Genomic DNA, 12,455 nt, shown 5'->3' on the forward strand with positions numbered 1-12,455 from the left:
GGTTTTCGGGAGCGATTTCTAATTGGGTGCGGCGGTAACCTGTAGGGTGGGCAAAGCCAAGCGTGCCCACCATAACTGTCCTAATTTTTTGCGAGATGGTGGGCACGCTGCGCTTTGCCCACCCTACGAGAGCGATCCTACGCCACGCTTTCGAGAAACGCCTCTTCCGCCGCGCCGACCGCGTCGGGGGTTCCGACATGCATCCAGACGCCGTCTAGCCTGAGGCCGAATAGCCGCTCCTGTTCGTTGGCAGAATCGAACATCTTGGTCAGCGAGAATTCACCCGTTGGCGCATCGGCGAACAGCGACGGCGACATGATCGCGGCGCCGGCATAGACGAACGGCACCACCTGATGTTCCCGGCGCTTGCGCAGCGCGCCGTCGGGCAGCATGGCATAGTCGCCGCGGCCGCCATAGCCGATGCTGCTGGTGGTCGGCGCCATCAGCAACAGGATGTCCATGCGTGAAGGATCGAAAGTTTCTGCCAGCCGCGCCAGGTTGGGCCGCACGCCATCGATCCACAAGGTATCGGCGTTGACATGGAAGAACGGCGCGGGGCCGAGCAAGGGCAGGGCCTTGACCACGCCGCCGCCGGTGCCGAGCACCTGGTCGCGTTCGTCGGAGATGATCACGCGCGGCCGCGTGCGCGAGGCGACGTGATCGATGATCTGGTCGGGCAGATAGTGCACATTGACCACGGCTTGGCTGACGCCGGCGTCGGCAAGCTTGTCGAGCGCATGGTCGAGCAGCGCACGTCCGGCCACCTGCACCAGCGGCTTTGGCATCCGGTCCGTCAGGGGACGCATGCGCACGCCGAGACCGGCGGCGAGGACCATGGCTTTGTCGGGTTTGACGGACATTTCCTGAAAGTTCTCTCGAACCGTATGCTTCGAACCATATCACGGCGATTCACACCGCGCATCGCGCGGGTTGATGCCATAACCGCCCCGCATGACGGTTGTGCGACCCGAAGGCCGGCGCGGTCAGACTTCCACGGTCTGCGAGCCGCGCTTTGCCGCCTTCCGCTTCTTGTCGCCCTGCTTCAGGAAGTTTACGCCGATCTGGTCGCCGTTGACCCAGGACAGTTCGCAGCGGCGATAGGCGAGACCGGTGGATGACAACAGCAGGAAGAATTCCTTCAGATGCAAGCCCTCCACGGAACCTTCGACCGTGAGTTTGGCGCCGGTCTCCGAAATGTCTTCCATTGTGCAGTCGCGGCGCCAGGTGCCGTCGATGCCCATCATATGCGCGGGAATGCCGCGTTCGAATGTAACGCGCTCGCCTCTGCGCCGTTCGGCCGTCATTGAACTGCTCCAGCCATCGAAGCCATTGCGCCCTGCGCTGAACGGCAGGGTGTTACCGCCAGACTAAAGGGGAGACGGCTAACAACCGGTAAACTACGGACCCGGCGGCGGAACGTTGGCGGCATACCATTCCCGGGCGCGCGCCAGCGCCGGGTGGGCCAATGAACGACCGAGATAGGTCCAGATTCGGGGTTGGTGGCGGAGATATTGCGGCTTGCCGTCGCGTCGGTTGAGCCGGGCGAATATGCCGAGCAATTTCGTGTTGCGCTGCACCGACATGATCGCATAGAGCTCGGCGAAACCGGCCGGATCGAAGCCATCGTCGGAAGCGCGCCGCGCCTTGATGTAGCGCGTCAACAGCGCCAGTTCGAGCTGCTCGGGCACGTCGATCCGCGCATCCTGCAACAGCGACACCAGATCGTAGGCGGCCGGCGCCAGCACCGTGTCCTGGAAGTCGATGACGCCGACCCTCGCGATGCCGGCGCGTTGGTCGAGCCAGATCAGATTGGGCGAATGAAAGTCGCGCAATGCCCAGGTCTTGGCGGCGGCCGCGGGCTTGCCGAGGAGATCGCGCCACATCGTGACGAATTCGGCACGCAGGTCGTCCGAAGGCGGAGCTCCGCGATCCGGCAGATACCATTCCAGCATCAGTCCCATCTCGGTCAGCAGCGCGTCGGTGTCGAAGGTGGGGATGGCGTAGCTGAGATGCGGGGCCAGCGGGAGAATTTCGGGCAACGCCTCGCGGTGCAGCGCCACCAGCATGTCGGTCGCCGCTTCGTAGCGCTCGCCGATCGGCGCGGGCGGATCGCCCTCGATAAATCCAGCGCTGCCGAAATCCTCGGTGATCAGGAATCCCGCATCGAGGTCGGCGTGGCGGATCGCGGGGGCGGAAAAGCCGCGTTCGCGAAGACCGCCCGCGATGGCGACGAACGGCTTGACGTCCTCGGCCAGGTGCACCGCTGCACTGTACGACTTGCCGTGATAGATCGCGGGCCCGTCGGGCCGCTGCGGCGAGTTCATCAGGATGAAGACGCCGTCGTCGCGGATTAGCCGCGCATAGGAGCGCGTCGAGGCGTCGCCGGCCATGCGCTGGCGCTTTGCCTCGCCAAAGCCGGCGCCGTCGAGGAACTGCCGCAGCGCCTTCAGCCGCGCCACGATCGCGGCGGCCTTGCCATGGCCGGTGATCTCGGCGGCGCGGGCGGTCGAACCCAGCGCCGGACGATGGCTCAGCGCGATATCGATGCGGTCCTGTGGCAGCGCCGCGGGCGCCCGCTCCGGCCATTCGATCAGCGCCACCGTGGCTTCCGGCAACGGGGACAGGCCGATCTCTTCCAGCTCAGTGGGGTCGTTGATGCGGTACAGGTCGGCGTGAACCAGCGGAAAAGGCGGCAGGTCGTAGGCCTGGACCAGCGTGAAGGTCGGGCTCGGAATTTCCAGCGTATCGTCGCCGGCGAGATAGCGGATCAACGCGCGCGCCGCCGCGGTCTTGCCGGCGCCGAGGTCGCCCGACAGCGTGATGACGTCGCCGGGGCCGATCAGCAACGCCAGATCGGCCATCAGATGCGCGGTCGCCGTCTCGTTCGAGAGCGCCAGCGAGAATGTCGTCGGCGCGATCATTCCGCGGCGTTGCGATGCGCGGCCTGGTCGATCGGAAAGTCGCAGGTCACGGTCGTGCCTCGGCCGACGATCGAATCCAAGTTAACGTTGCCCCCATGCAGTTCGACGAATGACTTCACAAGCGGCAAGCCCAGCCCCGCGCCGCGATGCTGCGATCCATTGGAATGACTCTCGAACCAGTCGAACACCTTTTCCTTGACCTCGGGTGGAATGCCGGGTCCGGAATCGGTAACGGCGAAGACCACATTGTATTCCGTGCGTTTGGCGCTGAGGGTGATGGTGGAATCCTTTGGTGAAAATCCGACGGCGTTGGCGAGAAGATTATACAGTACCTGCAGCACGCGGCTGCCATCGGCGATGAAACTCCCGATGTTGGGATCGGCATCGATCTTGAGTTCGATTCGGTCGCGAGCGAGTCGGTCTTGAATTCCCTCTGCGGCAGTATCGATGGTTTTGCGGATATCGACGGGGCCAAGCTCTAGCGTCATCGCACCGGCGTCGATGGTGGCGAGATCGAGAATGTTGTTGATGAGGGCAAACAGCGAGTTGGTCGAGGTGGTGATGTAGTTGAGATACTCGGCCTGCTTCGGCGTCAACGGGCCAGTGGCGGGATCGGTCAGGAGATGGGCAAAGCCAATGATGGTGGTCAGCGGCGAACGCAATTCATAGGACACGTGGTGGACGAAATCGATCTTGATCTGGCCGGCCGCCTCCAGCGCCTCGGCACGCTCGCGCAGCGCCCGCTCGACGTTCTCGGTATCGGTAATGTCCTGGAAGGTCAGCATGGTGGCGCCGTCGGGCAACGGCATGGTCATGCAGTCGAGCACGCTGCCGTCCTTGCGCTCCAGCTTCAGCGGCACCTCGACGCGGTTCTCGATCCGCGTGACCGCCTCGCGGATGGTCCGCCAGGTGTCGGCGTCGTCGAACAGCGGCCTGCACCAGCCTTCCACGGTCTCGATATGCGGCTGCTCGCGCAGCGCCTCGGCCGACAGCTTCCACATTTTGGCGAAGGCCGGATTGAACAATTGCGCGCGGCCGTTGCTGCCGAACACCGCGACCGCCTCGGTGAGATTGTCGAGGGTTTCGCGCTGCACCCGGATCAGTCCGTCGAAGCGGCGGGCGAGTTGCAGGCTTTCGGTGACGTCGTCGAACAGATAGGTGACGCCGCCTTCCGGATTTGGCGTGGTGACGACGCTGACGGCGCGGCCGTCGGGCAGATACCAGGTATCCTTTTCCGGATCGACCGCGCGATAGGCTTCGTGCAGTTTGGCCTTCCAGGCCCGGAAATCCGGCTGCTCCGGCAGCTTGCGCGCGGCGCGCAGGCGGTCGAGCACGCTGGAATCGTCGGGATTGCCGTCGAGAAAGGCGCGGTCGAGGTCCCAGAGGCGGCGATAGGAGTCGTTGTAGAAGGCAAGCCGCCGCTGGCCGTCGAATACGGCTACGCCGGAGGACAGCTGATCGAGGGTGCGGCGATGCGCCTCCGCCATCCGCACCACCGCCGCGCGCAAGGCGGTCGCCTCGCTGGCATCGATGGCGATGCCGGCGTTGCCGCTGCCGAGGCGCAGCGCATGGACGTCGTAGACCCGGCGCTCGCCGCCGACCACGATCGGCAGGCGCGCGGTGAAGGCGGAATTGTCGTTGAGCGCGCGGGCGACGTCGTCGCGCTGGTCGCTTTCGAGCAGTTCGAGATTGCGATGGATGGCGTCCGCCACGCCCGTGGCCTCGGTGGCCTTGGCATAGGCGGCATTGGCGTAGCGCAGCTGTCCCTGCGCGCTCCTGGCCCAGATCGGCCAGGGCGCGGCGGCGGCGAAGTCGCGCAATAGCTCGGTTTCCTCCAGCAGCGTCTTGTAGCGGAGGTTGGACTCGGCGAGTTCCCGGCGCACGCCGCCGAGCTCGCGAATCCGTACAATGGCCTGGCCGCCGATGGCGCGGCCCATGGCTTCGATCGAGCGCCCGTTCGATGTGGTGAGATTGAGCAGAAAGCCTTCGCCGGACTCGCGCAGCGCGTCGACCGCATGATCGATCTGCAGCGCCGGCTCCGGCGGCAGCCAGGTTCCGAAGGCGAGGATGCGCTGGGGCTGATGCGGCTGGGCGTCCGGCGGCATCAACAGCGCGGTGTCGCCGGCGATTTCCGGGCGATGGCCGCCGGCCGGCCACGAAATCAGGATCTGCGGCTCCGCGAACAACAGCGCCCGGAACCGGTCGGCCTGGACCTGCAATTCGCCGATGTCGGCGCGCAGCCGCGCCTCGCTTCGTCCCGCGCGCAGCCTCGTGCGCATCAACAGGATCGCCGCCATCACGGAGAAGCCGACCAGCGCCAGCGCCGTGGTCAGCACCGCGAATTCCTGACGGTAGAGACCGAAATAGCCTGCGATCGTGTCCAATAGCGACGAATCGCCGGCATATGCCGGCGTCACTGATGCGAATGCGGTGGCGGCAGCGGCGAGCACGCCGTTACGTGCGAGCGATGTGCACGACAGCAGGGTCCGACGCATCGTACCGATCACGCCCGACATGTTTGCCCCAAACCGCACGACTTCACGCCCGGCGATGACCCCCGCCGTGCGAATCAAACGACAATATCCCCATCGGGAGTCAGCGGGTAAGAGTCCAGACCGTGAACGCGAATCCCGGTGCAAAAAAATGCCGGCCTAAACCTTATCGGCGCGATTTTTATAAAAATGAATCCGTAGCTTTACGTGGATTAGCGGCCGGTCGAACCGAAGCCGCCACCGCCGCGCTCGGTCGTCGAGAGCGTCACCGCGGGAACCAGTTCGGCGCGCACCACGGACGCGATGACCAGCTGCGCGATGCGCTCGCCGCGGCGGATCGCAAACGGCGCCCCGCCGTGGTTGATCAGGAGCACGCCGATCTCGCCGCGGTAATCGGCATCGACCGTGCCGGGCGCGTTCAGCACGGTGATGCCGTGCTTTGCGGCCAGGCCCGAGCGCGGACGGACCTGCGCCTCATAGCCCGGCGGCAGCGCGATGATGAGCCCGGTCGGCACCAGCGCGGACTGTCCCGGCGAAAGTGTCAGCGGCGAATCCTCCGGTACCGCCGCCAGCAGATCGAGTCCGGCGGCGTGGGCGCTTTGATAGGCCGGCAGCGCCAGGCCTTCGCCGTGCGGCAATTGCAGGATCTCGACTTTGACGCTCGCGCTCACGAACTTTTCCCGACTGTTTTGGCGATCCGCGCCACCAGCGCGGCGGCGACTTCTTCCTTGGACATGACAGGCCAGGAGTCGACATGGATCTCCGACCCGTCGCGGGTCAAGAGATGAACCGTGTTGCGGTCGCCGCCCATCACGCCCGTGGCCGGCGAGACGTCGTTGGCGACGATCCAGTCGCAGCCCTTGCGCGCCAGTTTTGCCTTGGCGTTGTCGATCAGGTTTTCGGTCTCGGCGGCGAAGCCGATCACGAGTCCCGGACGCCTGTCGGGCAATTTTGAAATCGTCGCCAGGATGTCCGGATTTTCCACCAGCTGCAGCGGCGGCATCCCGGCCGCGGTCTTTTTCAGCTTCTGTTCGCCCGCGTTGGCGACGCGCCAGTCGGCGACCGCGGCGGCGAAGATCGCGATGTCGGCCGGCAACGCCGCTTCCACCTGGTGCAGCATGTCGCGCGCGGATTCCACATGCTTCACGGTGACGCCTGCGGGATCGTCGAGATCGACCGGGCCGGAGATCAACATCACATCGGCGCCGGCGGCCTGTGCTGCGGCAGCGATGGCAAATCCCTGTTTGCCGGAGGAGCGGTTGGCGATGTAGCGCACGGGATCGATCGGCTCGTGCGTCGGACCCGCGGTAATGAGGACGCGCTTTCCCGCCAGCGGACGCGGCTGCGGTGGATGCAGCAGTCGCTCGGCGGCGGCGGCGATCTCCGTTGGCTCGGCCATCCGTCCGACCCCGGCCTCGCCCGCCTCGGCCATTTCGCCGGCATTGGGACCCACCATGGCGATGCCGTCGCGCTGGAGCTGTGCGACATTGCGGCGGGTCGCGGCATTGTTCCACATCAGGGGGTTCATTGCCGGGGCCAGCAGGATCGGCCCGCTGGCCGCGAGCAGGATGGCGCTGGCGAGGTCGTCGGCATGGCCGCTCGCCATCTTCGCCATCAAATCCGCGGTCGCCGGCGCCACCACGATCAGATCGCACTCGCGCGCCAGCCGGATATGCCCGGCATCGAACTCGCTCTCGGGATCGAACAGGTCGGTGTAGGCGCGCTCATTCGACAGCGCGCCGGCGGCCAAGGGCGTGACGAATTGCTGGGCAGCCTTGGTCAACACGCAGCGGACGCGGATGTGGCGTTCCTTCAGCCGCCGGATCAGGTCCAGCGACTTGTAGGCGGCGATGCCGCCGCCGATGATCAGGGTGACCCGCGAAAGGCCTTCGGCGGTGCGCGGGGTCGGATGCCGCGCCGTCTCTGACGCGGCGGCAGAGGCCGCAGGGCGGTTCTGCGAGGCCTCGCGCAGGATCACCCGCACCTCGTCTTCAACCGAGCGCCCGTTGCGGGCCGCACGCAGCCGCAGCGCGTCCCGGATGGCGTCGTCGAGTTTTCGGATGGTCAGGCTGGCCATGGACGCCTCGGACAAGAACTGCTAGCAATGATATCATTTTTTGCATTCATTGCAATCAATGACGAAGAATTGCCAGCATTATCCCAATGAATGCGGCAGCGATGACCCAGTGTGCGATGGTTCGCCATCGGCTTTCGACCACGCCCATGTTGCCGATGGTTTCCTCCGACAGGGTCAGTCCCTCCCGGGTCATGGCTTCCAACTGCTCCAGTACCGCGACCGACCGCCCCACGATGGCCGGAAGGCCTGCCAGCACGCGGCCGATCTCGCCGGCGCCTGCCATCGCGCCCTGGATGCGTCCGACCGGGCCGAGGTTGCGCTCGATCCATTCGCGCACCACCGGATCGGCGGTCTTCCAGATGTCGAGCTTCGGATCGAAGCTGCGGGCAACGCCCTCGACCACCACCATGGTCTTCTGCAACAGGATCAGTTCGGGCCGGGTGCGCATGTCGAACAGGCCGGTGACCTCGAGCAGCAGCGTCAGCAGCTTCGCCATGGAAATTTCTTCGGCGGTGCGGTTGTGGATCGGCTCGCCGATGGCGCGGATCGCCTGCGCGAAATTCTCCACCGAATGATGCGCCGGCACATAGCCGGCCTCGAAATGCACCTCGGCGACGCGGCGATAATCGCGGGTGATGAAGCCCAATAGAATCTCGGCGAGGAAGCGCCGTTCCTTCATCCCCAGCCGGCCCATGATGCCGAAGTCGACCGCGACCAGCCGGCCGGCGTCGTCGAGGAACAAATTTCCGGGATGCATGTCGGCGTGAAAGAAACCGTCACGCAGCGCGTGGCGCAGGAAACTCTGGATCACCTTGCGCCCGAGGTCGGGCAGGTCGACCTGCGATTGCTCCAGCCGCGCGTGATCGCTCAGCGCAATGCCGTCGATCCACTCCATGGTCAGCACATTGTGCGTGGTGCGGTCCCAGTCGACGGCGGGGACGCGAAAATCCGGATCGTCGCGGGTATTTTCGGCCATCTCGGACAGCGCGGCCGCCTCCAGCCGCAAATCCATCTCCATCGCCACCGAGCGCGACATGGTATTGATGACTTCGACCAGCCGCAGCCTTCGCGCTTCCGCGGAGTAGCGTTCGGCCTGGTGCGCGACAAAGAAGAAGTCCGCGAGGTCGCGGCGAAACCGCGACGCCACATTGGGCCGCAGGATCTTCACCGCCACGGCGGTTCGCACCCCGTCGCGCTCGGTCTCGCCGCGATGGACTTGCGCGATCGAGGCAGCGGCGACCGCGGGGCCGAAGCTCGCAAAAGCCTGCGCCACCGGGCGTTCCAGCGATTGGGCGATCGCGGCCTCGGCCTCGCTTTGCGAGAACGGCGGCAGCCGGTCCTGCAGGCTTTCCAGGTCGCGCGCCATCATGACACCGACCACGTCGGGCCGGGTGGCGAGGAACTGTCCGAGTTTCAGGTAGGCCGGTCCCAGCATGGTCAGCGCGCGCGACAGCCGCGGGCCGGATTTGGCGCCGGGGCGCTCGATGATCCGCGCGATGCGAAGCGCGAGCTGCCCGGGCGGCGGCACCAGGCTCGGATCGACCACGCCGAACACGCCCTCGCGGGCGAACACAAAGCCGGCGCGGGCGAGCCGCGCGGTGTGGGTAATGGCAGAGATCACAAACGCCAGCCCGAATGCAACGCCACGATGCCGCCCGACAAACTCTGCCAGCCGACACGGGAAAAGCCGGCCGCGCGGATCATGTCGGCAAACGCGTTGGGCCTCGGAAACTTGCGGATCGATTCCACCAGGTATTGATAGGAGTCGGCATCGCCCGTCACCGCGCGGCCGAGCGTCGGAATCACCTTGAACGAAAACAGCTCGTAGATCCGGTCGAGCCCGGGCACATCGACGGTGGAAAATTCCAGGCAAAGGAATCTGCCGCCGGGTTTCAGCACGCGAAACGCCTCGCTTAAAGCGCGATCGATCCGCGGCACATTGCGGATGCCGAAGGCGATGGTGTAGCCGTCGAAGCCGCGGTCGGGAAACGCGAGCCGCTCGGCATTGCCTTCGACGAACGACACCTTCTCGTCGAGATGCCGCGCCGCCGCGCGCCCGCGTCCCACATCGAGCATGTCGGAATTGATGTCGCAGACGGTGGCACGAAAGCCCGCGCCGGCCGCCTTGGCGGCGCGGAACGCGACGTCGCCGGTGCCGCCGGCGACATCGAGCAACGCAAACGGCCGATCCGTGCGCGGCGGATTGAGCATGTTGACCATGATGTCTTTCCAGACCCGGTGCAGGCCCGCCGACATCAGGTCGTTCATCAGGTCGTAGCGCTGGGCCACGCTGTGAAACACGTCGTTCACCAGCGCCTGCTTGTCGCCCAGGGCTACGTCCCGGAAGCCGAAATGCGTGGTTTGGTCAGGCCGATCCATCACTTACGCCCTCAAACTTGCAACAGCCGGACCATAGCGCGCCCGCCGCAATGTCGCTATCACGTCAACATCACAAGGTGAACGCCGATCCATGCCCGAACTGCCCGAAGTCGAAACCGTCCGCCGCGGCCTGCAGCCGGTCATGGAGGGGTCGAAAATCGTCAAGGCGGAAATCCGCCGCAAGGACCTGCGCTTTCCCTTTCAGAAGGATTTTGCCGCGCGGCTGACCGGCCAGACCGTGACCGGTCTCGGCCGCCGCGCCAAATATCTGATGGCCGACCTTGGTTCCGGCGACGTGCTGTTGATGCATCTGGGCATGTCGGGTTCGTTCCGCGTGATAAAGGACGATGAAAAGAGCGTGCCGGGCCAATTCCATCATCCGAGGGGCAAGAACGGCGCGCATGATCATGTGGTGTTCCACATGTCATCGGGCGCGGCCGTCATCTTCAACGATCCGCGCCGCTTCGGTTACATGAAGATCATCGCCCGCAAGGCGATCGAGGACGAGCCATTGCTCAGGGGCTTGGGCCCCGAGCCGCTCGGCAACGAATTCGATGCAAAAATGCTGGCGCATTCCTGCGCCAACAAGAAGACCAGCCTGAAGGCCGCGCTGCTCGACCAGCGCGTGGTGGCGGGTCTCGGCAACATCTATGTCTGCGAGGCGCTGTTTCGCGCGCAATTATCGCCGCGACGGCTGGCCGCGACGCTTGCAACGAAAAAAGCTGAACCCACCGATCACGCCAAGCGCCTGGTGACGGCGATTCATGCGGTGCTGAACCAGGCGATCAAGGCCGGCGGTTCGTCGCTGCGCGACCACCGCCAGACCTCGGGCGAACTCGGCTATTTCCAGCATTCATTCCAGGTCTACGACCGCGAGGGCGAAAAATGCCAGACCGCGGGTTGCAACGGCATCGTCAAGCGCTTCACCCAGAACGGCCGCTCGACCTTCTGGTGCCCGAAATGCCAGAAATAGTTCGCGGCACGGGTAAAACGCGATGGGCACTCCGACCATTCAAACCAGCCGCCTGATCTTGAGGCCGCTTGCGCTGTCGGATGCGCCGGCGATCCAGCGCCACTTCAACAACTGGAATATCATCAGGCACCTCGCGACCGTGGTGCCCTGGCCATATCCCGACGACGGCGCGGAAAGCTTCATCAAGCAGCAGCTGGAAAAAATCGCCACGGGCGAAGAAGTCTATCAATGGGTTCTGGTGCTTCGGTCCGGCGACGGCGAAGCGATCGGCAACATTGCTTTTTACCCAACGGCGAAGGACCCCAAAGGCAATCGTGGATTTTGGCTGGCGGAGCCCTATTGGAACAGGGGTTTGATGACCGAGGCCATCACGGCCGTGAACGATTTCGTCTTCTGTGCGCTCGGCGTCGAAAGCTTTTACGTCGGCAACGCGGTTTCCAATGTGGCATCGCGTCGGGTCAAGCAGAAGACCGGCGCCGAGTTCGTCGGCTACATCGAGCTTTCGCATCACGATGGCCAGACGAAATCGGAAAGGTGGAAAGTGACGCGCGAAAACTGGCTGGGCCGAAGCTCAACCAGCTGATTGTCGGTTTTATGACTATTCCGGATCAATACGGGCCGCTATGCATGGTCTCGCGCAGTCAGAGGACGAAACGGCACCATGACCAGTAACTGGCGAGACGGCACGGGCACGGTTTTCGAATGTCAAAAGCAGCCCGCCTCAGGCAGCCGCGGCATGGTGGTCAGCAATCATCCGCTGGCTTCGAGCGCGGGCGCGGAGATGCTGGCCGCCGGGGGCAACGCCATCGATGCCGCGATCGCGACCCTGTTCACGCTGACCGTGGTCGAGCCGATGATGGTCGGCATCATCGGCGGCGGCATGGCGCATATTCGCCTCGCCGACGGCAGCCATCGCTTCATCGATGGCCAGAGCACGGTGCCGCTGAGCGTTCGTCCCGACACCTACCCATCGAAGCCGGGTTCGGCGCATGACGTGTTCGATACCGTCGGCGAAGAGAACCTCAACGGCCCAAAAGCCGTCACCACGCCCGGTTCGCTCAAGGCGTGGTGCGAGACGCTGCAACGCTTCGGCACCATGAGTCTGGCCGATGTGATGCAGCCCGCCATCAGGCATGCCTCGCGCGGCTTTGTCGCGACGCCCTATTTGCATGAGTGCATCGTCGATGGCGCGCAGGAGATGCTGAAGGACAAGGCGATCTCGGCGGTCTATCTGCCAGATGGAATGCCGCTGAAGGCCGGTGACCGGGTAATGCCGGCCGAATATGCCGAGACGCTCGCGCATATTTCGCGGCATGGCGAGGCCGCGCTTTATCAAGGACCGCTCGGCGACATCCTGGTCGATTACATGAAGGCGCATGGCGGCTTCATCACCCGCGAGGATCTTGTCTCTTACAAAACCGTCGAGCGCGCGCCGATCCGGGCCAATTATCGCGGCTGGGAAATTTTGGGGCCGCCGCCGCCCGCGGCCTCCGGCGTGCACATCGCGCAGATGCTGAACATTCTCGAAGGCTACGACATGACGGCGCTTGGCTTCGGTACAACCGAGACGATCCATCTGTTGGCCGAAGTGCTGAAGATCGCCTTTGCCGACC

11 protein-coding genes are annotated in these 12,455 nt (G+C 64.8%); 3 read left to right on the forward strand and 8 right to left on the reverse strand.

The window, feature by feature from the left end; all coding sequences use genetic code 11:
* Positions 1–137 precede the first annotated feature (137 nt).
* The 8 genes from VK804_RS13835 to ubiE form a co-directional block, all read right to left on the reverse strand.
* The gene (locus VK804_RS13835) at positions 138–860 is read right to left on the reverse strand and encodes a nucleotidyltransferase family protein (protein ID WP_325371383.1); all 723 of its coding nucleotides are present in this window, start codon (positions 858–860) and stop codon (positions 138–140) included.
* A 123-nt stretch (positions 861–983) separates the two neighbouring features.
* Entirely contained in the window at positions 984–1,304 is a 321-nt protein-coding gene (locus tag VK804_RS13840) for a PilZ domain-containing protein (RefSeq protein WP_325371384.1), read from the reverse strand.
* Between the two features lie 93 nt (positions 1,305–1,397).
* A complete protein-coding gene (tsaE, locus tag VK804_RS13845; protein ID WP_325371385.1) occupies positions 1,398–2,921 on the reverse strand; it encodes a tRNA (adenosine(37)-N6)-threonylcarbamoyltransferase complex ATPase subunit type 1 TsaE in 1,524 nt (507 codons plus the stop codon).
* Positions 2,918–5,437, reverse strand: a complete 2,520-nt coding sequence (locus VK804_RS13850) for a sensor histidine kinase (protein WP_325371393.1) — start codon at positions 5,435–5,437, stop codon at positions 2,918–2,920. Before VK804_RS13850 ends, tsaE begins: the two co-directional genes overlap by 4 nt.
* Before the next feature lie 188 nt (positions 5,438–5,625).
* The gene (gene dut / locus VK804_RS13855; RefSeq protein WP_325371386.1) at positions 5,626–6,084 is read right to left on the reverse strand and encodes a dUTP diphosphatase; all 459 of its coding nucleotides are present in this window, start codon (positions 6,082–6,084) and stop codon (positions 5,626–5,628) included.
* The gene (gene coaBC / locus VK804_RS13860) at positions 6,081–7,490 is read right to left on the reverse strand and encodes a bifunctional phosphopantothenoylcysteine decarboxylase/phosphopantothenate--cysteine ligase CoaBC (RefSeq protein WP_325371387.1); all 1,410 of its coding nucleotides are present in this window, start codon (positions 7,488–7,490) and stop codon (positions 6,081–6,083) included. Before coaBC ends, dut begins: the two co-directional genes overlap by 4 nt.
* Positions 7,491–7,545: 55 nt before the next feature.
* The gene (ubiB, locus tag VK804_RS13865; protein WP_325371388.1) at positions 7,546–9,111 is read right to left on the reverse strand and encodes a 2-polyprenylphenol 6-hydroxylase; all 1,566 of its coding nucleotides are present in this window, start codon (positions 9,109–9,111) and stop codon (positions 7,546–7,548) included.
* Positions 9,108–9,869 (reverse strand): bifunctional demethylmenaquinone methyltransferase/2-methoxy-6-polyprenyl-1,4-benzoquinol methylase UbiE, encoded by a 762-nt coding sequence (gene ubiE, locus VK804_RS13870; RefSeq protein WP_325371389.1) that lies wholly within the window; start codon positions 9,867–9,869, stop codon positions 9,108–9,110. The genes ubiB and ubiE overlap by 4 nt, the downstream gene beginning before the upstream one ends.
* A gap of 91 nt (positions 9,870–9,960) precedes the next feature.
* Between ubiE and mutM the strand changes: the two genes are divergently transcribed.
* The 3 genes from mutM to VK804_RS13885 form a co-directional block, all read left to right on the forward strand.
* Complete coding sequence (mutM, locus tag VK804_RS13875; RefSeq protein ID WP_325371390.1) at positions 9,961–10,842, forward strand: bifunctional DNA-formamidopyrimidine glycosylase/DNA-(apurinic or apyrimidinic site) lyase; 882 nt, start codon at positions 9,961–9,963, stop codon at positions 10,840–10,842.
* Between the two features lie 22 nt (positions 10,843–10,864).
* Positions 10,865–11,425, forward strand: a complete 561-nt coding sequence (locus tag VK804_RS13880) for a GNAT family N-acetyltransferase (protein ID WP_325371391.1) — start codon at positions 10,865–10,867, stop codon at positions 11,423–11,425.
* 78 nt (positions 11,426–11,503) lie between these two features.
* Positions 11,504–12,455 (forward strand): gamma-glutamyltransferase family protein (locus VK804_RS13885; protein WP_325371392.1); only part of this gene is annotated, 952 nt, incomplete at its 3' end.

Source organism: Bradyrhizobium sp., from assembly GCF_035484855.1.
Classification (GTDB): Bacteria; Pseudomonadota; Alphaproteobacteria; order Rhizobiales; family Xanthobacteraceae; genus Bradyrhizobium.